The following is a 22,963-nucleotide window of genomic DNA, read 5'->3' on the forward strand; positions in this document are numbered from 1 at the left end:
GTTAACTAATTTGATCCAAATCAGAGGCAAATGCAACAAGGTCAGGATTTTCTTTGAGGTAAAAAATATCTATGTTTGCCTGTTTTACTATATTTAGGTCAAGAAGATTTACAATTTTTTTGAGCTCTGCCCTTCTTGTATGATTTTGGAAATCTATATATTCTACTTTAAACAGAACCATAGGCTGTTCATTAATATAGGTTCCTGTCTGGTTGGCGCTCACTAATCTGGCTGTAGTTTTTATCCCTTTCAATTTAATAAGCGCGGCTTCACCCTTTTTTTTTCCTTCAAATACTCTTATAATCAAAGGAAATCCTACTCTATACAGCAAAAGAATGGCAGGGCAAAGAATAAGAGGATGCCAGAAAACCATAAACCTCCAACCCATTCCCATACTTTCCGTATGATAAGAGTAGATATAATACCAGGAAATAATTGCAACAAGCGCAAGCCATCCTAAACAAATAAGAGAAATAGTCAGGATACTGATCTTCGCTTCAGTTCCTGCAAAAATAAAATAAGGTTCTCTTTTTACTTCTTTGTCAATAAGAATATCAATCTTTTTCCCGGCTTCAAATCGATGCTGCTGAGGTTTTGAATCGTTTACCGTTGTTTTCTGGACAATTTCAGTATCTACTAAATTTTTAAATAATAGTTTTAGTTCATAAGAGTTGTATTTACTCTCCTCCTTTATTTTTACAGCTTCAATTATTTCGGCTTTGCGAGGGACTCCATTTTTGTTTAAATATTCAATATTCTTTTTTGCTGTAAAATTAGACAGGATCCATTTGCGAAAATACCCGGTAAGAATAATGATCCATAATATAAGAGAAACGGCTAAAATACCTAAAGCAAGCCATGGGTTTACAAGGCTGAGATCAGTAGGGTCATCCCCCTTGATGTTGTAATACAAAATCATTGGAAATGGGATTGCAAAAAACAACATATACAGTATCCAGAATATAACAATCTTTTTTTTCATATTGATATGTATTTGGAGTGACTTTATATTTAAGGATTATTTACAAACTCAAGAATAGGATTCAGTATCTGTTCTACGTATTCATCCTCTCTCCTATTACTTCTTTTACTTCCGGAAAAGGTATCACTAATAGGATAATTTCTTAGAAACTGTTTCTTCTTTTTACCTATGGCATAAGCCCTGTCACCGTATTCTGCAGTATTGATAATTGTCATTTCATCAAAAGCCATTAGTCTTTTTCTTACCGACAATGGGTAAATCTTGTAAATACTGTTTGTTTTTTTATCAAACAGGAATTTTATACCGGCCCAAAAGATAAAATCATATACCGCATACAATAACATGATCCCGCCAAGGCCATACAACGTATATCGGATGTTATCATTCAGCTGGGTAAAAAAGGGAACAAAACAGAATATAACAATAGCCAGAAAAGCGAATATCTTTATCTTTGGTAAATATCCGAAATAAGGTTTTATACTTAATTCATTGGAGGTTATTTCCAGTTGATATTTATTCAATTCCATTATTTTTCTGCAATATTCATGATTTCGCTTACTTCGTTAATGGCATTTTGTGGAGTTCTTGAACTAAAAAGCCCTACAACGACCGGAACTCTCTTCTCTCTGCCATTCTGATCAAATATTAAGAAAGCTGTACTGTCCATGGTGATAAAAAGATATTTTCCCACGAGTACATAAAATTGTTCAAAATCTTCAAAACGGTAAACAACTTCTCCACTCAATATATTATTTTTATGAATGATGGTTCTGGCCTGCGTATCGATGATCAACTTTTTTGTTGTCCTCAACAAATTAACCAATGCAAAGAACACGAAAAGAACAGCTGACCAAAGCCTTATCTTATTTTCCGGAGGGATCATGTAATACAAAACAACAGCTATTACTACACATAATATTGTTCTTAGAACTGCAGTTGAGACTTTGGTTTTAAGATGAAATTGATTGCCTTCACGGATGAAATATTTATACTCGTCCATATTATTTTCCTGCTTGTGTTAACCAATGAAATTAAATTTATCTTCAAACATTTTTCCGAATACGGGAACCGGCTTTTCTGCTCCGTTTGCGGCATTAATGATTCCCAATATCCAGAATATGGTAATAAGAAGTCCTGCGATACCTAAAAAAGATAATGCAGGTGTCACAGAAACCAGTATTCTCATTAAAATATTGAAAAGGATACTTATGATCATAAGTCCTAAAGACTGTCTTAAATGATATTTAAGTAGAGCGTCTGCATTGTCTTTTCCTGATAGATAGGCTATAATCCAGCCTATAGGAGTAATATAGGAAACGATGGATAAAGTTTTGTTGTTCATAAAAATCTGTGATTAATTATACAGCAATATTGCTAAGACAAAGATTCGTTTGAATGACGCGTATTTCCAAACTTTATGATGCTACAAAACATCTACTTCTCTTATAAGGGTGTCTACAATATGACTACAGGAATCAAACAACACTGGTTTCCAACACCTTGCCATTCTACTATACTGGTCCATATTTACAAACTTTTATGCGGGAATCTAACAAATTATCTTAATTTTAAGTATATGAAATCTGTATTCTACAAAATATTTTTATGGACCTGTTTAGGAATAAGCTGTCATGTTTTTCCTCAAGGTGTGTATACCGACAATCTTCAATCGGCAATTAATAATCCGGCCACTGAGGAAAAAGAAAAGCCCTTTTTATTAAATCAACTTGCAGAAGCTTACAGAATAAACAGAAACTATTCTGCTGCCGAAAATAAGGCAAGGCAGAGTGCCTGTATCGCCTTAAGGAATAAGAATTACCTTGAAGCAACAAAAGCTTATACACTTCTCACAGTTATAAAAGCCAATGATCAGCAAATAGCCTCTTTAAAAAAGATAAGTGATTCGGCTTTAATGATTGCCCAGCAATCTAAAAATCCTCAGGCAATGGCTTCCGCATATTATGCAAAAGTGTTCTTGTATAAAACTTTGGATGATCACGAAAAAAGGATAAAATTTTGTCAGCTCGGGTTAAAAGAGCTGGAAAAATCACCGGACCCTTATATTGCAGCCTGTTTTTATTATCAGCTTTATGCTTCATATTCAACATGGAATAATGTACCCCAAGTCAATAACTATGCACACAAAACAGTTGAAAATGCAGAAAAAACAAAAAATTACAATCTTCTCAGTAATGCGTATGCAGCCTTATCCGTTGCCCACGAATATAATTACAATTCTTCCAAAGAAAAAAAAGGACTGGACAGTGTTCTCTTTTATTTAAGAAAGTCTGAAGATCTTTATCTGAAATATCCAACAAGAGTATCCAGATATACCTATGCCATTACTTGTAACAATATTGCCAATGTATATTTAAAATATTTTCCAGCCAATGATAAAGATGCAGAAAAAAAAGCCATTTATTATGCCGAGACAGCGGGGAATATATTAAAAGATAATCCTAATGCTTCAGAAGTTAAAGCCAGTAGCTTTGGGATATTAAGTGAATATGCCAAAAGAGATGGTAATACTCTTTTAGAAGAAAAGTATCTATTAGAAGCTTATCATCTGATGAAAGCCGATAAAGCCCCATACTATTATACTTTAATCAATATTACCCAGGCTTTGTCTAACTTTTATAAAAATCAGGGCAATTTTGAAAAAGCTTTGGATTTTCAGGCGGAAGTAACCGAATACAGCGACAAGAATTTTAATCAGCAGCAAGCCCTTAATGCGCAGAAACTTGAGATACAATTTGAAACAGAAAAAAAGAATAATGAAGTGAAAATTCTCAAAGAAAGGGAGGAAAGCCGTAAACTTCAAAACTATTTATATGTTTGCATTGCTATTGCTTCATTACTTGGACTCCTTTTTATGTTTCGTTCCTACCATTTCAAACTGCGTCTTTCCTTAGAACGGGAGAAACAACTTGAATTCGAAAAACACGAATCTGAAATGCAGGTAAAACTGGAGAAGGAAGAACAGGCAAGATTAAGGGCAGAACAACAACTGCTGGAAGCCCAGCAGCAGCAACTCCAAAAAGAAGCAATGGCCAACGTCCTTCAGCTGGAACATAAAAACCGCATGTTGCATAGCATCAAAGATAAACTTGCCGATGACAGCTCTCTGAATATGCAGAAGATTATGAAAGAAGAGCTCGTTCTTGATAATGATTTTGAAGATGCAAAACTCCAGATCCAGAGAGTTCACCCCGATTTCTTTAACCTCATCAACGAAAAAGCCCATAAAAAACTTACCCTTCTTGATATGAAGCTTTGTGCTTACCTGTATCTTAAAATGGATACCCGCCAGATTTCCCAATTGATGCATATCGAACCTAAAAGTGTAAGAATGAGCCGTTACAGGATCAAACAAAAATTAGGACTGGATAAAGAGGAAGATCTTAATCTTTTTCTTCAGAAATTAGGTAATTAGAGAGTTGGATATTTTTTAAATATTCCTATTTTTAGAAATCAAATTTAAACCATGAAAAAAATTTCCATTGGTATTTTTCTTTTGGCCGGTAGCATCTTTGCATCCGCCCAATTACAAAATTCCGGCTTTGAAAAAACAGAAAACAATTATCCTTCGGATTGGAGCCATAAAGTCCTAGACCCATATGAGATGAAATATGATAGTGAGGTTAAACACTCCGGTAACGGCTCATTACAAATCTTCGGTAAACAGGATCATGTCAATGAATTACAAACTTTTTCTCAAAAAGTAAAGATTCCTGGAAAAGGATTAAGAAAAGTTGAAATCGGTGCTTTTATAAAATCAGCAAATATCCAGGGTAATATTTCTCTGTGGGCACAGGTTTGGGATGGAAAGAATACTATGGTTGATTTCGGAAATTCTTTTTCCCAAAACCGTAAAATAGTCCAAAATGAAGATTGGAAAAAGTACACCCTGGAATTTATACTTAATGATCAGGCAGACTACTTTGTATTGGGTGGCTTTTTAAAAGGAAGTGGTAAAATTTGGTTTGATGATTTTTCTGTCACGGAAATCCCATTTTCCGATAAAGAAGCTTCGAAGACCGCTTTGAAGTACATCAATCAATTTAAAAACATCGTAAAGAAAAATTCGATTTTTAAAGATAAAATAGACTGGAGTTCACTTGATAATAACCTTCAGAAACTTTCAGGAGGTATGGTAACAGAGGAAGATACAGCTCCTGCTATTCAACATATTATAAAAATGTTGCGGGCTGCAGGAGATAATCATTCTTTCGTGGACAACAAACAATATGCTGAAGAAAAAAAGAGTACCAAAAGTTCTCCTATCGAACCTGAATATAAATTATTGGACCAAAAGATCGGTTATATTATGGTCCCCGCATTTTCATCTCTTAACAAAGAAGTAGGTAATGCTTTTGCTGAAAAAATACAGGGTATGATTAAAAAGCTTGATTCAGAAAACACCCTGAAAGGCTGGATTGTGGATCTCAGATCCAATACCGGGGGCAATATGTATCCCATGATCACGGGATTAGGCCCCTTAACAGGAGAAGGAGCTTTGGGTTATTTTACAAAAGATGGAAAAAGCAAAAGTGCCTGGAAATACAAGGATGGCAGTATGTATAGTGTTTCTGTTTCAAAACCCTATACGCTACATGATCAGAACCCTAAAATAGCAGTCTTAATAGGACCTATGACAGCCAGTAGTGGTGAGGCAACCACTATTTCCTTTATCGGAAAAAAGAATGTTAAAACCTTTGGTCAACCTTCTGCTGGACTTACCAGTGCAAATCAGGGATACGAACTGAGTGATGGAAGAACACTTTACCTTGCGGTTTCCTACGAAATGGACCGGACAGGAAAAGAATACAAGGAAGGCATACAACCGGACATTATGATTACTACTTCAGAGGATAAAAATGCTGATGCCGTTCTACAAAAAGCTACCGAGTGGATCATGGAATAAATATTAAAGCTCCGGATTTACCGGAGCTTTATTTCTTTCTGGCACAATTTCTATTCTTTTTTGAGCACATACATGCTTGAAAACAATTTATTATCATCAAATATTAAATTGATTTTATAAGCAGGATTTTTAATCTCTAAATAATTGGAGTACTTTAATCCCGGATCTCCTACAACATCATTTTTACCTATGATCTTTAATACATCCTCTCCTTTCATTCCTTTTTTCAACTGATTCCCAAAGGAAACCTCCACCGCTTCAAAGTCATTGATCGCATAACCTTTCAAAATGTTATTTTTCTGATCATTTTCACCGTTTTTTCCAGCCGTGAAATAAAAATGAAAATTATTATAGGTATTTTGCTGCATCAATTCTTTGAGGTCTCCTTTTGAATCTACGGTGGTTATTCTTTCAAAATTTTTGTTGAGCGAAGATTTAACAAAATCCGCTTCGGTTGAAATACCAAGTGCAAGACCGTTTATATTCCAGCTTTTATCAATTTTGATAACAGGTTTATCTTTGATATCTTTAGAATCGGTTCTGTTCTTGGTGAGTTCCTTCGTATAAGATTCATTGTCACATCCGCCAAAATCTATAAGACCGTTCATAGCATCCCAATAACATGTTTTTGAAAGATTTGTATTATTCAGAATAATTAGCCTGTCATAGTCCGGTGCATAGAAAATATATCGATTGTCTTTTTTTACATTCCAGTATAACCCATTATCCGTATTAGGATTTTTAATTCCCTTTCCGTACCGGCTTTCGAGCTTTTTTAGGATTTCTTTCTTCAGGGCAGGAGTTTTCATTTCTATCCTGAATCCATATATCGTGGGATCTGCTTTTTGCTTTTTCAAAATTGCAGCAAGTTCTTTTTTATCTTTAAAACCCTGCATATCAAAATGACCTCCACCAAATTTTGTAATACTGTCTGTTTTCAATCGCTCGGAATTAATCTGGAAAAATACTTTTTGTCCTTTTAAGTCTATTCCGTCAAACGTAAATTTCTCTGAATTATCTATTTCAATAAATAAACAAAAGGGATATTCAACAGTATTTACTTCAACCATATTTTTATTTTTAAAGTCGATCAGATCTTCAATGGACTCATTCAATCTCAATGTTGAAAGATCTGTTTTTCCCTGTCCTTTACAGGCAATAATTAAAATTGAGCATACTACTAAATATAGGTATTTCATGATATTAGGTAACAATTAGTGAAAGACCAATATAGCAAGAAATAATGATTAGTTTCCTATATCATGAATATTATACATTAAACTGCCGTAAATGATGATCCATGTGTTTATAAACAAACATGCCCAAATCCTCTGTTTTCATTTTCCCAAAGAAATTATGGATAAAATCAGGATTTGAATAGTTTTCATAAGCAGCAATCTGCTCCAACCATTTTTTTTTATATAAGTCCGTATCTCCTGTTTTTTCTTTAATGGCAAATTCACCGGCCGGTACATTTTTATCCATGACAGCTCCTTCCCGTAATAATCTTTTTAAAGCCATTCTCCCAAATAGTTTTCCCAAAAATTCCTGTTTATATTCTTGTTTATTTCTTCCTAAAATCCAATCATTCCAAACGGTACAGTGTCTGATCATCTGATAAAGATTCATCTTTCCCCACTGTGCAGTGTTACTATCTGTTAGTGCACTGATCCTTTCGATCAGCTCCTGCCTGTCTTTATGTTCAAATATTGTTTTCATAACTGATTTTTATGTAAAATTAAAGAGCCTCTTTGTAAAAAGGGCAACGCATAAATGACAACATGCAGTGCATTTTGTGCCATTTAATTATGTACTTTTGAGTATACAAGCACTGATATTATGAAACATATTTCAATTATAGTGTATGAAGATGCCATGCCTACAGCCGTCTCCACGGTAACAGCACTTTTAAGCAGTGCCAATGAGATGGCATTAATGAATGGCAGGCCACTTCCCTTTCATATAGAACTTATCGGTGTTCATCATAAAGAAGTTTCATCCGGGCTGCCTATGCAGTTTTGCTGTAGCAGAACACTGACAGAAAAATTCGATACGGATGTGGTGATTGTGGCTCCCATGAAATCCGGACAGGAAGATGTGAATGCCATATTAACAAAAAATGCTGTACTGACGGGATGGATTCTGAAAAAGTATGAACAAAAATGTGAGATCATCAGTCTTTGTACCGGAGCATATTTCCTTGCTGAAAGCGGACTTCTTGATCATATGCCTGCGACTTCACATTGGAACGCTATAGAAGATCTTCAGTATCGATACCCTTTGATCGATTTCAAACCGGACCATGTGGTTACTCATTCAAAGGCGATCATTACAGGCGGTGGCGGATTTTCATCATTGAATGCAATTTTGTATTTCATTGAAAAAAACTGCGGTAAAGAAGTGGCGATTTCTTTAAGCAAATTCTATGCTCTTGACTATGGACGAAGTTCCCAAGGCATTTTTACGATCTTTTCCGGACAGCGCAGGCATAATGATGATGAAATCCATAAAGCACAAAGTTATATTGAAAAGGAATTTACAACAGAAATTTCAGTAGAACAGATCGCCAGCCAGGTGAATATGAGCCGCAGAAATTTTATCCGCCGTTTTAAAAATGCGACTTCCTTAAATCCTATAGAGTACATCCAGCGTGTAAAGGTGGAAGCTGCAAAGAAAGCTCTTGAATCTGGAGAACACAATATTGCTGATGTTACTTACAGTATCGGTTATAACGATCTTAAAACCTTCAGAACGGTCTTTAAAAGAATCACAGGACTCACTCCGGCAGATTACAGGAACAAATATAAAAGCCAGGAAATAGATTAAATCATTTTCCTTTTAAAAAACTCCATAAAAATGGGAACGAAATACCTTAGAAACAACTTTTACATCATCACCGGTGGTCCCGGTGTTGGAAAAACAACTCTACTGAACGAGCTTGAAAATGCAGGATATCGGACAGTAGAAGAAGATGCAAGACAAATCATTAAAGAACAGATAAAAAATAAAGGAAATGGACTTCCATGGGGAAACAGAGAACTCTATACGGATCTTATGATCAGTGCATCTTTACAAAGTTATGAGGCTGTTTCTGCTGTTCGGGATGAGATTGTTTTTTTTGATCGTGGGATTATAGATGCTTTTTGCTATGCACGTATGATTCAACTACCTGTTAGCCCTGAAATGAAAAGTATTACTAAAAACTATCGATATAATCCTCAAATATTTATTCTTCCACCCTGGCCGGAAATTTACAGAACAGACGGCGAAAGAAAGCAAACCTGGGAAGAAGCAGCAGAAACTTATGATGTGATGAGGTCTACCTATATTGATTATGGTTATACGCCTATAGATGTACCGCCTGATACTCCGCAGGCACGGGCAAACTTTATTCTCAGGAATATCATATAAAGTGATTTCCAACAATAAAAAGCAACCATTCTTACATTTCAGCCCTTTGCAATAATCAGTTAAACGATTGCTTAAACATAAGGGGTGTGATATTCATTTTCTTTTTGAATAATTTATTAAATGATTGTGAATGCTCGAATCCCAGCTGATAAGCTATTTCTGCTACAGATAAGCTGGTGGTTGTAAGATATTCTTTCGCTTTTTCAATTAATTTTTCATGGATATGTTGCTGGGCATTTTGACCTGTAAGGTTACGAAGCATATCACTCAGGTAATGGGGTGACAGGTTCAGTCGGGAAGCCAGAAACTCAACGGTAGGAAGTCCATTTTGTAAGGTCTCCTGATCTTCAAAATAATTCTCCAGGATCTTTTCCATCCGGGAAAGAAGATCATTGCTTACGGTTTTGCGGGTAATAAACTGACGCTTATAAAATCTGTTGCTGTAATTGAGTAATACTTCAATATAAGATATAATGACATCCTGGCTGATATCATCAATCGCAGTATGGAGTTCTCCATTGATATTATCCAGCAATCCTACGATAAGCTTCTTCTCTTTGTCGGATAAGTGAAGTGCTTCATTTGTATCGTAAGAAAAGAAGCCATATTTCTTTATATTCTTAGCCAAGGGATAATTCCTAATAAAATCAGGATGTATGAATAAGGTATATCCATGGTATTCCGCTTCTTCGTCAGTGGACAGGATCTGGTTGGGAGCCGTAAACATCATTCCCCCTTCATTAAAGTCATAATATCCTTGCCCATATCCCATTTTCCCGTTCTCCGAAAATTTATATGATATCTTGTAAAAATTCAAGACAAAATTCCGGTTTAGTATTTCTTTATTTACGCTCATTGTGGTATTATCCACAAGACTGATCAGAGGATGTAGGGGTTTGGGAACCTGTAATATATCGTGCAGCTCGGAAATAGAGGAAATTTTCAGAGGAGCATTATCTTTCTTTTCCATAATATAAATGTAAGCATTATTTAAAGTTAAAAAGACAGTGCAGTCGTTATATCTGCACTGTTCTTTGAATGAATATTTATATAAATTGCTTTCCGAATTGTTCACGGAATGCTTCTGCTCCCATCTCCAGACGTTGTGCATACAGCTCATTAGCATCTTTACCTGCAACATAGCGAAGTTGCTTTTTACCGTCGGTAGCAGCTTCATATACTACTTCAGCAATTAATTCAGGCTCTGAAGCCCCTTCCATCATCGCTTCCGTATTGGAAAACATAGTATTGATCATTGGTTCATATTCCGGTTGGGTACCCATATCCAGCGACCTACTGATAAAATCTGTTTTAATCCCGCCTGGAGAAACGGTTTTTATATCTACCCCGAAGGTATTCAGTTCAAATGCCAGGCTTTCGCTCCATCCTTCCAATGCCCACTTCGTGGCATGATAGGTAGATCCTAATGGAAAAGCAATCAAGCCTCCAATAGAAGTTGTAGTAATGAACATTCCGCTTCTCTTTTCCCTGAAATAAGGAATAAATGCCTGTGTAACACGGATCACTCCTAAAAGATTGGTATTTAATTGTTTTACGATCTGATCATCTGTTAAAGCTTCCAAAGGTCCTATTAAACCATATCCCGCATTATTGAATACAAGGTCTATCGAACTCATCTCCAATGCCTTTTTTACTGTAGATTTGATCTGTTCCGGATTGGTAACATCCAAAGGAAGTAACGTTACATTTTCTAAAGTATGCAGTTCGGTATCAGATTCCGGATTTCTCATCGTTGCTATTACATTCCATCCTTTGCTTTGAAATAATTTGGCACTCGCTTTTCCAAGTCCTGTAGAGGCACCTGTTATAAAAATTGTTTTCATTTTTTGTTGTATTAAAATTACAATACAAATGTCCGTACTCGGAAAATGACTGAAGTTGCCAAAACGGATATTGATGTAGCCAAAATGGAAATCAGCCTTTTTGAAAGAAAAAATGGCTGAACATGGCTTATTTTTAAATGGATATTAATATATTTGACCCACTAAGGCCTCATAGTTCAATGGATAGAACAAAAGTTTCCTAAACTTTAGATCCAGGTTCGATCCCTGGTGAGGCTACACATCACCTTTTGTTCAAAGCTCTAAAAATAGTATCCCCGAAACATTCAAAATCGGAATTAAACAAGCGGCAACTTTATTTGAAGTGAAAGTTCTTTTTTTCATAGTTGAAAAATAGAACTTGACGCTACTTTGGTAAAGTAAGTTCCATAATTATTTTTGATAAACGACTAGTATAATTCACCACTTTATGATCATGATCATAAAAACAAATGTATAGCAATCACTATTTTTGAATACGAAACATCACCTTAATAATAATTTTCATCATTTTAGTCTAAAGCTTCCCTTCAGCGGGAAGCTTTTATTTAATAACTTATTACATGCTTATATGTAATGCATTTGCAGCAGGGGCTTTTCATTTATGAGAAGCCCTTTTCCCTTATTTCAGAATTGTAATAAACATAATTATAATTACCTGGAGTCTTACAAAACATAGATTTCTTTAATTTGTTTTGTGATCGCTATGTTTTAAATTAAATTTGTATTCCCATTATTCCTCATAACAATAACACGTATTTTACATGATAAAACAATTTTTCAGCCTGGCTATTATTTTGTCGACAGCCATTTGTTCCGCACAGAACAGCTTCAAAGTAATCCCATTGGGGATTTATGGTGGAGGTGATGAAAGTAATTTATCCAGCTACATGGCTGCTCCGGTGCATTCTGACAATTATATTACTCTTGATGCCGGAACAATACGTTCCGGAATTGAAAAAGCAATAAAGAAGGGAAATTTTAAACAAAATTCTGCATTGCAGGTGATCCAACAAAATATCAAAGGCTATCTTATCTCCCATGCACATCTTGATCATGTAAGCGGATTGATCATCAACAGCCCGGATGATACAAAAAAGTCCGTGTATACACTACCTTCTGTTGGAAACATCATTACAGATAAATATTTCTCGTGGCAAAGCTGGGCTAATTTTACCGATACCGGAGAAACACCCAGGTTAGGTAAATATAAAATGATCAGTCTGGAAGAAAACAGGGAAATACCTCTAACAGACACAGAAATGTATGTGACAGCTTTTCCGCTTAGCCACGTCAACCCTTATGAAAGTACAGCTTTTCTTTTACGGTATAATGACGATTACCTTCTTTACCTGGGAGATACGGGAAGCGATCGTATAGAAAAAAGCAATAAGCTCGAAAAACTATGGAAACAGGTTGCTCCACATGTAAATAAGCAAAAGCTAAAAGGAATTCTAATAGAAGTTTCTTTTCCAAATGAACAACCGGATAAATCATTATTTGGACATCTTACCCCAGCGTTATTGGAAAATGAATTGAATATTCTAAATGGTTTTTGTCAACCCGGAAAACTAAAAAACGTCCCTGTAATCATTACCCACCTGAAACCTGTGGATGATAACATAGAGAAAATCAAGAAGCAACTGAAGGAAAAAAATACTTTGGGAATCCGGTATATTTTCCCTGTACAAGGAGAAAAAATCACTTTGTAAAAAGATAAACAGTTTTTTAAATAACAGATAATTTCCTATTACATAATTCATTACATTTGTTTTACAACTAAAACTATGTACTATGAAAAATTTAAAATCATTGGAAAGAAGTGAACTAAGACGTATTAATGGTGGATACCTGCAATGTCCTGCCAACCTGGAATGTGGTGATGACTGGTGCTGCATTAACGGAGCATGCCGTCCAAGATCACAAGCAGGGCCTAATGGGTTATGCATGGCCATTATTATCGATTAGAATTGATCAAAAGGCAAAGAATAACTTTCTTTGCCTTTTGATTTTACCGTACTTCTATACCCGCTTCTATATAAGGTTTTAAATAATCAGAATCGGGATCAGCTTCTGTGATGATAACATTCAGGGAATTCGTGGCGCATATGTAAAAGGATTCCGATTTTCCCAGTTTATCTGAGGTCGATAAGGCAATCGTACATTTTGAAGTTTCTATCATTACTCTTTTAACCAGACTATCTTCGTAATCATCTCCCGTCACACCCATCTCCAGATCAATACTGCAAACACCCAGTAGACAGATATCTGCCCTGATATTTCTTATACTTTGTATGGTTTCGTACCCTGTTGTAGAGAATGAAATTTTATTCAGCATTCCTCCCATAAACAAAACTTCAATTTCTGTATGGTCTTCCAAAAGAGAAGCCACAGGAAAGCTATTGGTGACAACAGTTAAAGCGATATCCTTTGGCAAATTCGCTACTACAGCCAATGCTGAGGTTCCTGAATCCACAAGCAGAACCATTCCGGGAGTGATATATTCCAAAACCTTCTCTGCAATCATCTTTTTGTGGGCCACATCAATATTCTGCCGGTCCTTAAAATGCAACGGCATTGATGACCGTTGAAGAGCACCACCACGGACAGCTTTAAGCAACCCTTTATCGGATAATTCTTTAATATCCCGGCGTATGGTATCTTCAGATACTTTAAGGGTTTTGCTCAATTGATCAAGCAAAACCTTTTTGTCCTTGGCCAGATATTCCAGAATGCGATCCTGTCTTTCAGCTTTTATCATAACACAAATATAGAAAATATTTATTGCAAGATAATGCAACTTTATGCAATATTTAATATATTTGTTGCAAATAATTGCAAAATGAAAAATAAAAAAGAAACGATCGCTATAGATATGGATGGTGTAATAGCAGATGTAGAGGCACAATTAATCGACTGGTATCACAGGGATCATGGCATTTTAATCAGCCGGGAAGATATGATTGGTAAACCGGAACCGGACGCTTTTCCCAATAAAGAAGTAATATTCGAATATCTGCAAACTCCGGGATTTTTCCGCACCTTGCCAGTGATGCCTGGTGCCATAGAGGTAGTACAGGAACTGATGAAAGATTATGATGTATATATTGTGACAGCAGCAATGGAGTTTCCGCTTTCATTATATGAAAAATACCAATGGCTACAGGAGCACTTCCCTTTTATTTCATGGAGAAATATCATTATGTGCGGAGATAAGAGTGTAATCGATACGGACTACCTTATTGATGACCATATTAAAAATCTGGATTTCTGTAAAGGAAGACCAATTATGTTTAACGCAGGACACAACAGTAATATAGATCACCATCAAAGAGTAAATACATGGGGTGAAGTACGGACATTATTCAATGATATCAGGAATTTAAGTAAATCTGAAGCTGTTTAAGCCATCAGGAATAATCGTAACGATTTGATTTATCTAATAAACTAAAATAATTTATTCTAACAACTAATCCTTCCTATTATTGGAAGGGTTTCTTTTACAGGAACATTTATCCTGTAATAAAAGAAAACCGGTGAGATATGGCCTCACCGGTTAAAAAAACAAAAATTGATATGGATATGATTAGTTGTGTTATTTTTATTATACTTTCCAAAAAACAAACCGTAATAATTGAGAGTTATTATCTCTCTATTTCTTATTGTTATTTTGCTACAACAAATTTATATTTATTTAGACTGAATAAAAATAACAAACACATGACATTTATCAGTTTAGCCTTATTTTAAGTATCCATAAGACTATAACGGGTATTTATTACCGGTCAAAGCTTATGTTTACCAAATAATCAAGCCACTTTTGTAAGTGGCTTGATTCATTAATCTAAATTAAAATATTCATCATATTGGGGGAATCATTGAGATATGATTCATAATACCCTGCCTGCTTCATTCTCTTTAATAATCCTTCAAAGTCTGAAAAAGAAGGAACTTCAATACCAACGATCGCTGAAGCAGTTTCCCGGGAATTCCTTTTCGTATATTCAAAAAAAGTAATATCATCCGATGCTCCCAAAACACTCAGAACAAATTCTTTAAGAGCACCCGGTCGCTGAGGAAATTTTACAATAAAATAATGTTTCAATCCTTTATAAAGCATTGCCCTTTCTTTAATCTCCTCCGTCCTTGTAATATCATTGTTACTTCCGCTTACAATACATACAACATTTTTTCCTGCTATCTCTTCTTTACAGAGCTCCAGTGCAGCTATCGTCAATGCACCTGCAGGCTCAAGCACCATTGCATCCTTGTTGTAAAGTTCCAATAAAGTTTCACATACTTTCCCTTCATGAACAGCAATACACTCATGGATATGGTCCCTGCAGATTTCAAAAGTAAGGTCGCCTACCTTTTGAACAGCAGCTCCATCTACAAATTTATCAATTTGCAACAATTCGATATTGGTTCCGGCTTCTACAGATGCCTTCATCGATGCAGCTCCCTTTGGTTCTGCAATAATGATTTTCGTTTGAGGTGATAAAATCGAAAACACAGTGATAATGCCAGCAGCTAACCCACCTCCTCCAAGTGGTACAAGTACAAAATCTATAGGATCCTTTGCTTGTTCCAGAATTTCCATGGCCAAGGTAGCCTGGCCTTCAATGATTTCCACATCATCAAACGGATGGATAAATTCAGCTCCCGAATTTTCACTGTATGCTATGGCCGCATTCTTTGAGTCATCAAAAGTATCGCCTATAAGCTTTATTTCAACATATTGTTCCCCAAACATGGCTACCTGCTCCAGTTTTTGCTTAGGAGTCGTGACGGGCATGAAAATCGTTCCGTTGATCTTCAGTTTCCTGCATGCAAAAGCAACGCCTTGGGCATGATTTCCTGCACTGGCACAAACAACACCATTTCCGGTTTTATCATCTCTGTGGAGGCTGTAGATTTTATTATAGGCACCCCTGATCTTATAGGAACGGACCGGTTGCATATCTTCCCTTTTCAAAAAAATATTCGCTCCAATCTGTCTGGAAAGTCTAACGCTTTCCTGTAGTGGTGTTGTATTGACAATATTTTCCAGGGTTTTCCGGGCCTTTTTAACAGCATCTAAGGAAGGGAAAGTAATGGTTTTACTTTTCATATTCATATTCTCTATCCGGACGTAACGATCTTACGACTTTCCCGGCTTGCCATAATTCGCTGTTTCTCAATTCTTCTAGTTCTTTGTTAAGACCTTCCCTGTAATTTTCTTTACTGTTACTTGAAATTGATTTTTGTGATTCAGTTCCTTCTTTCACACTTTGATACAGCTCTTCAAATACAGGTTTAGTAGCATCATAAAACTTTTTCCACCAATCTAAAGCTCCTCTTTGGGCTGTTGTTGAACAGTTGGCATACATCCAATCCATTCCGTTCTCTGCCACCAAAGGCATTAAAGACTGTGTTAATTCCTCAACGGTTTCATTAAAGGCTTCGGAAGGTGAATGTCCCTGAGCTCTCAATACTTCAAACTGAGCCGCAAAAAGTCCCTGTATTGCACCCATCAATGAGCCCCTTTCTCCTACCAGATCACTATATACTTCTTTCTTAAAGTTGGTTTCGAACAAATATCCGCTGCCTACCGCAATCCCTAATGCAATTACTTTATCCTTCGCATTTCCCGTTGCATCCTGATGGATGGCATAACTGCTGTTCAATCCCTTACCTTCCACAAAAAGTCTTCTTAAAGATGTTCCGGATCCTTTAGGCGCTACCAAAACTACATCTACCTCTTTAGACGGTACAATGTTAGTCTGATGATTATAGGTAATTCCGAAACCATGTGAGAAATATAATGTTTTTCCAGGGGTAAGGTGTTTTTCTAATGTTGGCCAGAATTCGATCTGTGCAGCATCACTTAAAAGATAGCACAGAATAGTTCCTCTTTGTGCTGCCTCTTCTAATTCAAATAATGTTTCACCCGGAATAAATCCATCTTGTACTGCCTTATCCCAACTTTTAGAATTCTTACGTTGTCCGACAATTACATTGATTCCGTTATCCTGAAGGTTTAAAGCCTGACCAGGTCCCTGGATACCATATCCTAAAACCGCTACAGTCTCATTTTTTAATACATCCTGCGCTTTTTCAATTGAAAATTCTTCTCTTGTTACTACATTTTCTTCTACTCCTGCAAATTTAATTAATGCCATAATTTTGTTTTTAATTGTTATTTTTCCGGCCAATTCTGGCCACATTATAATATATTGAACTTGTGTTTTTTATTGATAAGCCATTTTTTCAAGGGCCGTCAGCTTTTTATGGAAAGCTTCATTGGATTTAATAACTGCTACTCTTCCGCTTCTGATAAACTCTATAAGACCATGGGGCTCCAGAAGGTCAAGGAAACGGCCTATTTCTTCATGATGTCCCACAATCGTAAAAACAGTATAATCATTTCTCACACTTACGATGGTTGCACCATATTGTCTTAAAATCCTTTCAACATAGAATTTTTCAGAAACGACATTGGTTTCTATTTTAAAAAGTGCCAGTTCCTGCCATACGATTTCTTCATTGGTATTGTAATATACTTTTATCACTTCTACCAGCTTCTGAATCTGGCGGGATATTTTCCTTACAGTTTCATATGTAGTTTCCACTACAATGGTAAACCTGGAAATACCTGTAATTTCTGTAGGTGAAACATTCAGGCTGTCTATATTAATCCCCCTCCTAGAAAAAACCGTTGCTATTCTGGCGAGTAATCCTACCTGGTTTTCTGTGAAAACGCTTATGGTGTATTCCTGTTTATTCATCATATTTATTTTTATTTTAAGCGGATTTCACTTACGCTGCATCCTTGTGGGACCATCGGGAAAACATTATTTTCTTTCCCTACTTTTATTTCCAGAAGATAAGATCCCTCTGTTTCAAGCATTTCTTTTAATGAAGATTCCAGGAAAGCTCTTTCTTTTACATGCTTTGCTTTAATGCCATAGGCTTCAGCAACAGCAGAAAAGTCCGGACTGGTGATATCCACGAAAGAATATCGCTTGTCATGAAAGAGTTCCTGCCATTGACGAACCATCCCGAGAAAAGAATTGTTCAGAACAATCATCTTTACCCCTATTCCGAATTGTGAAATAGTTCCCAGCTCCTGGATGTTCATCTGAAAACCACCGTCTCCGGCAATACAGATCACGTGCTTGTCAGGATTTGCCATTTTTGCACCTATTGCTGCAGGAAGACCAAATCCCATTGTTCCAAGACCACCGGAAGTGACGTTTCTTTTTGATTTTTTAAATTCAGCATATCTGCAGGAAATCATCTGGTGCTGTCCCACATCCGTACAGATGATGTACTCTCCATGAGTGAGTTGGTTCAGGTATTTTAATACCTCTCCCATGGTAAGTTCTTCTGTTTCCGGATTCAATTCCTTGTGTACAACCTCAAGATTTTCTTCACGATGCAGTTCTTTAAACTGATCCAGCCACTCTTTATGTGAGTTTTCTGAAAGAGCCTGAGCCAGCAGAGGAAGTGTTTCTTTACAATTACCAAGAACAGGGACATCCGCTTTTACATTTTTATCTATCTCCGCAAGGTCTATATCGAGATGAACTACTTTAGCTTGTCTGGCATATTGATCCAATTTTCCGGTTACACGATCGTCAAATCGCATTCCTACAGCGATAATCACATCACAATCATTGGTTAATTTGTTAGGAGCATAATGTCCATGCATTCCTAGCATTCCTACATAAAGCGGATGTTCTGTAGAAAGTGCTCCTAAACCCAAAGCAGTAGAAGCCGCAGGAATGCCGGTTTTTTCAACCAAATCCTGTAACTCTTTTTCTGCCTGTCCTATAATCACTCCTTGCCCGAAAAGTAGGAATGGTCTTTTAGCAGCATTGATCAATAGAGCAGCCTGCTCAATATATTCATGCCTGATTCGGGGTTTAGGATGATAAGACCGGATGGAATTACAGGCCTCATATCCTGTAAAATCGATTTCCTGAAGTTGTGCATTTTTAGTAATATCCACCAATACAGGACCTGGTCGCCCTGATCTTGCTATATAGAAAGCTTTTGCCAAAGCTGTCGGAATATCTTTAGCATCGGTTACCTGGCAATTCCACTTGGTAACAGGAGCGGTAACATTGATCACATCTACTTCCTGAAAAGCATCAGATCCCAAAAGGGATGCATATACTTGTCCGGTTATGCAAACAACCGGTGTGCTGTCAATCATAGCATCTGCAAGTCCTGTTACCAGATTGGTTGCTCCCGGGCCACTGGTTGCAATAGCTACCCCGGTATGGTTCGAAGACCTGGAGAACCCCTGTGCTGCGTGGATTGCTCCCTGTTCATGTCTAACGAGAATATGCTTTAAATCGTCTTTGTAATCATATAATGCGTCATAAATCGGAATGACAGCTCCACCAGGATATCCGAAGATCGTATTGACGTTTTCAGCTTTCAGGATTTCCAAAATAACTTCTGCCCCTTTCAATTTTTTTATGGTCTGTGTAGACCTTTCTGTTTCTAATGCATTAAATGTTGATTCCATTATATTCAATTTAAAAATCTGTTATACATCCCTGAGAGGCATCTGATACCAGCTTTGCATACTTGTATAACACCCCTGTTTTTACTTTATAATCCGGTTGTTTGAATCCGGCTTTTCTTTCTTTTAATTCTTCATCTGATATAATCAGGTTGATGGTATTCTTTACAGCATCTAGTTCGATCACATCATTGTCTTTAACCAAACCAATTAATCCTCCTTCAAAGGCTTCAGGTGTAATATGCCCTACCACAAAACCATGAGTTCCCCCGGAAAAGCGCCCGTCCGTAATTAATGCTACATTCTTACCTAATCCGGAACCCATCAATGCAGAAGTTGGTTTCAACATTTCAGGCATTCCAGGAGCGCCTTTAGGTCCTTCATTCTTAATCACAACTACATCACCTTCCTGGATTATTTTGTCTTCAATACCTTTGATAAATTCTTTTTCACCATCAAAAACCCTTGCTTTTCCTTTAAAGAAACTCCCCTCCTTGCCTGTAATTTTGGCTACACAGCCTCTTTCCGCCAGGTTGCCGTACATAATACGGATGTGGCCTGTTTCTTTTATCGGATTGCTGATATCCCTGATAATATCCTGTTTCCTATCTATAATTGAAGTAATGTTTCTAAGATTTTCTTCCATTGTCTTTCCGGTTACCGTAAGGCAGTCTCCATGGAGAAGTCCGAGATCCAATAGATATTTCATCACAGCCGGTACTCCTCCTACCTCATGAAGATCTTTCATCAGGTACCTGCCGCTAGGTTTCAGGTCAGCCAGCAAGGGCGTAGTATCACTAATCTTCTGAAAATCATCCAGCGTTAAATGATGACCAATACTCTTTGCTATTGCAATGAAATGGAGGACTGCGTTCGTGCTTCCCCCTAAAACCATAATGATTCTCAAGGCATTTTCAAAAGCCTTTGGCGTCATGATATCGGAAGGCTTGATGTCTTTTTCCAGCAATATCCTCATATAATGTCCAGCAAACTCACATTCTTCTTTTTTCTCTTTGCTTAGAGCCGGATAAGAAGATGAGTACGGTAAACTCATTCCCAGTGCTTCAATCGCCGAAGCCATTGTATTGGCTGTATACATCCCACCACAAGCCCCCGCGCTTGGACAGGAGTTTTTGATGATTCCATCATAATCTTCATCAGAAAGCTTTCCTGCAATTTTATTTCCCAATGCTTCAAAAGCAGATACGATATTGAGATCATTGCCTTTATAGTGTCCTGCTTCTATGCTTCCCCCATATACCATGATCGATGGCCTGTTTAATCTCGCCATTGCCATTAGGGAACCAGGCATATTTTTATCGCATCCCGGAACTGTAATAAGACCGTCATAGTACTGCCCTGCACACACCGTTTCAATGCTGTCTGCAATCACATCCCTGCTGACAAGAGAATATCGCATTCCATCTGTCCCATTGGTCATTCCGTCACTGATCCCTATGGTATGAAACATCAGGCCAACAAGATTCTGTCCGTTTACTCCCTTTTTAACAAGTTCTGCCAGCCCGTTAAGGTGCATATTGCAGGTATTTCCGTCATATCCCATACTCGCTACTCCAACCTGGGCTTTATCGAAATCCTCTTTTTTAAAGCCGATTCCGTAAAACATCGCCTGGGTTGCCGGTTGAGTAGGATCCTGAGTGAGAACCCTGGAATATTTATTTAATGTTTCACACATACAACGCCTGTTTTAAATAGGAATAATCTTCTTCAAAAACCAGATGTCTGTAAGCTTTTTGAATCAAAGCAGACACACTGTTTTCCCACTTCAGTTTAAATGGAATATTATTCAATGATTCTAACGCAACCACTTCCGCTGCAGTACCACAAAAAAATCCGGCATCTGCTCCTTCCATTTCTTCAGGTTTAAAGAATTTTTCTTCGTAGCTAATCCCTAGCTGATCGCATATCTCGAACATTGTCGCTCTGGTTATCCCCGGAAGAATACTCCCTTTTGCCGGTGTGTATAATTTTGCATCCTTTTCATAAAAAATATTAGCTCCTGAACTTTCCGCTACATTTCCATTGCCATCTAAAAGCATTGCTTCGTCAAATCCTTTATCTTTGGCTTCCTGCGATGCAAGAATAGAGTTTACATAATGACCACTCGCTTTTGCTTCTATTCTAAATGCCTTCGGATTGGGGCGCTCAAAAGAAGAGGTCATTATCCTTGCATGGTCGGATAAGTATCCGTTATCCCAACTCCACGCTTCAATAATCAAAGAACTTTTGTTTCCTTTTGAAAGGCTCATGTTAGGAGAGCAAATTACTAACGGCCTGATGTATGCATTACTTAAATTATTCATTTCCAAAAGCTTATAGGTCAAGTCAATCATCTCTTCCGTAGAATAATCAAAAGGAATCATCATTAATTCTGCTGATTTTTTCAGGCGGTCATAATGTTCTTTTGCCTTAAAAATTTTGGTCCCGTTCTTTGTTTTGTATGATTTAATTCCTTCAAAGACAGCATATCCGTAGTGAAGTGATTGTCCGTAAAGACCCGTAGAAGCAGTAGTAGCCTCCTGGAACTTTCCGTCATAATAAAGCATCGTTTTCTCGTTGTAATACATATTTATTTTTTAAATTATTTTAAGTTTAGACATAAAAAAAGCCATTCTCATCAGTCGGGTCAACATGGTAATAAACCTTACTTAACCCGTTCCGATTCCAAAAGCAGTACATGAAGTTCTTTTCTAATTTTGATTCAAAACTAAGGCTTGTATATTTTCTATCTTTCATATTTCAATTAAAATTACAATATTCAAATCACGATAAAATAAATACAAAACACTAATAATCAACAATTTAAATTATCTAATTCTACAATAGCAGAATTATAAAAAGACTTCACTTCTGCATTATAAAATCATTAGTCATACAGTACTTTGATTTGTTAGATAAAAAGCACCGGATGTATCATTGCTATCCGATTGAAAAGAATGATTGCAAACTCCGAATGATTTCAGAACCTTTTTCAGATTATGGAGTTTAAATTTTTTGTTGTAATACATATTTTAATTTTTTTAGATTTTTTAAAATTCGGGTATAAAAAAAAGCCATCCCGGATGAGGATGGCTTTCTAATAATTTTATAGAGTTTCAACAATACCATCGCTCATCACCGGAATCCGATAATGACAATAACGATAGTAATAATATTGTTGAATGTACTGTTCACTTTTATTTTTTGATGTGACAAATGTATAAACTTTTTTTAATTAAAAAAATATTTTATCATTTTTTTAATTAAATCTCAATAAAAAACAAAATGAT

General features: G+C 36.5%; 22 protein-coding genes and 1 tRNA gene. 8 read left to right on the forward strand and 15 right to left on the reverse strand.

What is annotated here, in order from left to right; translation table 11 throughout:
- Position 1: 1 nt before the first annotated feature.
- Genes G9C87_RS16475 through G9C87_RS16490 form a run of 4 tightly spaced genes read right to left on the reverse strand, consistent with a single transcriptional unit; the run spans position 2 to position 2,324 of the window.
- A complete protein-coding gene (locus G9C87_RS16475) occupies positions 2 to 982 on the reverse strand; it encodes a hypothetical protein (RefSeq protein ID WP_172283147.1) in 981 nt (326 codons plus the stop codon).
- A gap of 29 nt (positions 983 to 1,011) precedes the next feature.
- Positions 1,012 to 1,509 carry a hypothetical protein gene (locus G9C87_RS16480; protein ID WP_172283149.1) on the reverse strand — a complete coding sequence of 166 codons (498 nt, stop codon included), beginning with the start codon at positions 1,507 to 1,509 and terminating at the stop codon, positions 1,012 to 1,014.
- A complete protein-coding gene (locus G9C87_RS16485; protein ID WP_172283150.1) occupies positions 1,509 to 1,982 on the reverse strand; it encodes a hypothetical protein in 474 nt (157 codons plus the stop codon). The genes G9C87_RS16480 and G9C87_RS16485 overlap by 1 nt, the downstream gene beginning before the upstream one ends.
- Before the next feature lie 18 nt (positions 1,983 to 2,000).
- Positions 2,001 to 2,324, reverse strand: coding sequence for a DUF4870 domain-containing protein (locus G9C87_RS16490; RefSeq protein WP_172283152.1), 324 nt, complete (start codon positions 2,322 to 2,324; stop codon positions 2,001 to 2,003).
- 234 nt (positions 2,325 to 2,558) lie between these two features.
- Between G9C87_RS16490 and G9C87_RS16495 the strand changes: the two genes are divergently transcribed.
- Both G9C87_RS16495 and G9C87_RS16500 read left to right on the forward strand, forming a co-directional pair.
- Positions 2,559 to 4,415 (forward strand): helix-turn-helix transcriptional regulator, encoded by a 1,857-nt coding sequence (locus G9C87_RS16495; RefSeq protein WP_172283154.1) that lies wholly within the window; start codon positions 2,559 to 2,561, stop codon positions 4,413 to 4,415.
- 51 nt (positions 4,416 to 4,466) lie between these two features.
- A complete protein-coding gene (locus G9C87_RS16500) occupies positions 4,467 to 5,906 on the forward strand; it encodes a S41 family peptidase (RefSeq protein WP_172283155.1) in 1,440 nt (479 codons plus the stop codon).
- 50 nt (positions 5,907 to 5,956) lie between these two features.
- Here G9C87_RS16500 and G9C87_RS16505 read toward each other — a convergent pair whose 3' ends face one another.
- Both G9C87_RS16505 and G9C87_RS16510 read right to left on the reverse strand, forming a co-directional pair.
- Positions 5,957 to 7,105, reverse strand: a complete 1,149-nt coding sequence (locus G9C87_RS16505; RefSeq protein ID WP_172283157.1) for a hypothetical protein — start codon at positions 7,103 to 7,105, stop codon at positions 5,957 to 5,959.
- A gap of 70 nt (positions 7,106 to 7,175) precedes the next feature.
- Positions 7,176 to 7,625, reverse strand: coding sequence for a DUF1569 domain-containing protein (locus tag G9C87_RS16510; RefSeq protein WP_172283158.1), 450 nt, complete (start codon positions 7,623 to 7,625; stop codon positions 7,176 to 7,178).
- Positions 7,626 to 7,745: 120 nt separating this feature from the next.
- On the opposite strand from G9C87_RS16510, the gene G9C87_RS16515 reads away from it, so the two are divergent.
- Together G9C87_RS16515 and G9C87_RS16520 are read left to right on the forward strand one after the other, a co-directional pair.
- Positions 7,746 to 8,732, forward strand: coding sequence for a GlxA family transcriptional regulator (locus tag G9C87_RS16515; protein ID WP_172283160.1), 987 nt, complete (start codon positions 7,746 to 7,748; stop codon positions 8,730 to 8,732).
- 30 nt (positions 8,733 to 8,762) lie between these two features.
- Positions 8,763 to 9,317 carry an AAA family ATPase gene (locus tag G9C87_RS16520; protein ID WP_172283161.1) on the forward strand — a complete coding sequence of 185 codons (555 nt, stop codon included), beginning with the start codon at positions 8,763 to 8,765 and terminating at the stop codon, positions 9,315 to 9,317.
- Positions 9,318 to 9,372: 55 nt separating this feature from the next.
- On the opposite strand, the gene G9C87_RS16525 is transcribed toward G9C87_RS16520, so the two are convergent.
- Both G9C87_RS16525 and G9C87_RS16530 read right to left on the reverse strand, forming a co-directional pair.
- Positions 9,373 to 10,287 carry a helix-turn-helix domain-containing protein gene (locus G9C87_RS16525; protein ID WP_172283163.1) on the reverse strand — a complete coding sequence of 305 codons (915 nt, stop codon included), beginning with the start codon at positions 10,285 to 10,287 and terminating at the stop codon, positions 9,373 to 9,375.
- Between the two features lie 76 nt (positions 10,288 to 10,363).
- Complete coding sequence (locus G9C87_RS16530; RefSeq protein WP_172283165.1) at positions 10,364 to 11,161, reverse strand: SDR family oxidoreductase; 798 nt, start codon at positions 11,159 to 11,161, stop codon at positions 10,364 to 10,366.
- Between the two features lie 165 nt (positions 11,162 to 11,326).
- On the opposite strand from G9C87_RS16530, the gene G9C87_RS16535 reads away from it, so the two are divergent.
- The 3 genes from G9C87_RS16535 (at position 11,327) to G9C87_RS16545 (ending at position 13,126) form a co-directional block, all read left to right on the forward strand.
- Positions 11,327 to 11,398: transfer RNA gene (locus G9C87_RS16535), tRNA-Arg, on the forward strand.
- Between the two features lie 524 nt (positions 11,399 to 11,922).
- On the forward strand, positions 11,923 to 12,870 hold the full coding sequence (locus G9C87_RS16540; protein ID WP_172283167.1) for an MBL fold metallo-hydrolase: 948 nt from the start codon (positions 11,923 to 11,925) through the stop codon (positions 12,868 to 12,870).
- Positions 12,871 to 12,952: 82 nt separating this feature from the next.
- Positions 12,953 to 13,126: a hypothetical protein gene (locus tag G9C87_RS16545; RefSeq protein WP_172283168.1), complete on the forward strand. Its 174-nt coding sequence runs from the start codon at positions 12,953 to 12,955 to the stop codon at positions 13,124 to 13,126.
- A 43-nt stretch (positions 13,127 to 13,169) separates the two neighbouring features.
- Here the strand turns inward: G9C87_RS16545 and G9C87_RS16550 are convergent, their stop codons facing one another.
- Positions 13,170 to 13,919 (reverse strand): DeoR/GlpR family DNA-binding transcription regulator, encoded by a 750-nt coding sequence (locus G9C87_RS16550; protein ID WP_172283170.1) that lies wholly within the window; start codon positions 13,917 to 13,919, stop codon positions 13,170 to 13,172.
- Between the two features lie 81 nt (positions 13,920 to 14,000).
- Between G9C87_RS16550 and G9C87_RS16555 the strand changes: the two genes are divergently transcribed.
- A complete protein-coding gene (locus G9C87_RS16555) occupies positions 14,001 to 14,564 on the forward strand; it encodes a 5' nucleotidase, NT5C type (protein WP_172283171.1) in 564 nt (187 codons plus the stop codon).
- Between the two features lie 438 nt (positions 14,565 to 15,002).
- On the opposite strand, the gene ilvA is transcribed toward G9C87_RS16555, so the two are convergent.
- The 6 genes from ilvA to G9C87_RS16585 all read right to left on the reverse strand — a co-directional run bounded on the left by ilvA (position 15,003) and on the right by G9C87_RS16585 (position 22,261).
- Positions 15,003 to 16,268: a threonine ammonia-lyase IlvA gene (gene ilvA / locus G9C87_RS16560; RefSeq protein WP_228457033.1), complete on the reverse strand. Its 1,266-nt coding sequence runs from the start codon at positions 16,266 to 16,268 to the stop codon at positions 15,003 to 15,005.
- Positions 16,258 to 17,319: a ketol-acid reductoisomerase gene (gene ilvC / locus G9C87_RS16565; RefSeq protein ID WP_172283174.1), complete on the reverse strand. Its 1,062-nt coding sequence runs from the start codon at positions 17,317 to 17,319 to the stop codon at positions 16,258 to 16,260. Before ilvC ends, ilvA begins: the two co-directional genes overlap by 11 nt.
- A 69-nt stretch (positions 17,320 to 17,388) precedes the next feature.
- On the reverse strand, positions 17,389 to 17,928 hold the full coding sequence (gene ilvN / locus G9C87_RS16570) for an acetolactate synthase small subunit (protein WP_228457034.1): 540 nt from the start codon (positions 17,926 to 17,928) through the stop codon (positions 17,389 to 17,391).
- Between the two features lie 8 nt (positions 17,929 to 17,936).
- Positions 17,937 to 19,676, reverse strand: coding sequence for a biosynthetic-type acetolactate synthase large subunit (gene ilvB, locus G9C87_RS16575; RefSeq protein ID WP_172283176.1), 1,740 nt, complete (start codon positions 19,674 to 19,676; stop codon positions 17,937 to 17,939).
- 10 nt (positions 19,677 to 19,686) lie between these two features.
- Positions 19,687 to 21,369: a dihydroxy-acid dehydratase gene (gene ilvD / locus G9C87_RS16580; RefSeq protein WP_172283178.1), complete on the reverse strand. Its 1,683-nt coding sequence runs from the start codon at positions 21,367 to 21,369 to the stop codon at positions 19,687 to 19,689.
- Positions 21,362 to 22,261: an aminotransferase class IV gene (locus tag G9C87_RS16585; RefSeq protein WP_172283179.1), complete on the reverse strand. Its 900-nt coding sequence runs from the start codon at positions 22,259 to 22,261 to the stop codon at positions 21,362 to 21,364. The genes ilvD and G9C87_RS16585 overlap by 8 nt, the downstream gene beginning before the upstream one ends.
- Positions 22,262 to 22,963 lie beyond the last annotated feature (702 nt).

This window comes from Chryseobacterium sp. LAM-KRS1 (assembly GCF_013184525.1).
GTDB classification, from domain to species: domain Bacteria; phylum Bacteroidota; class Bacteroidia; order Flavobacteriales; family Weeksellaceae; genus Chryseobacterium; species Chryseobacterium proteolyticum.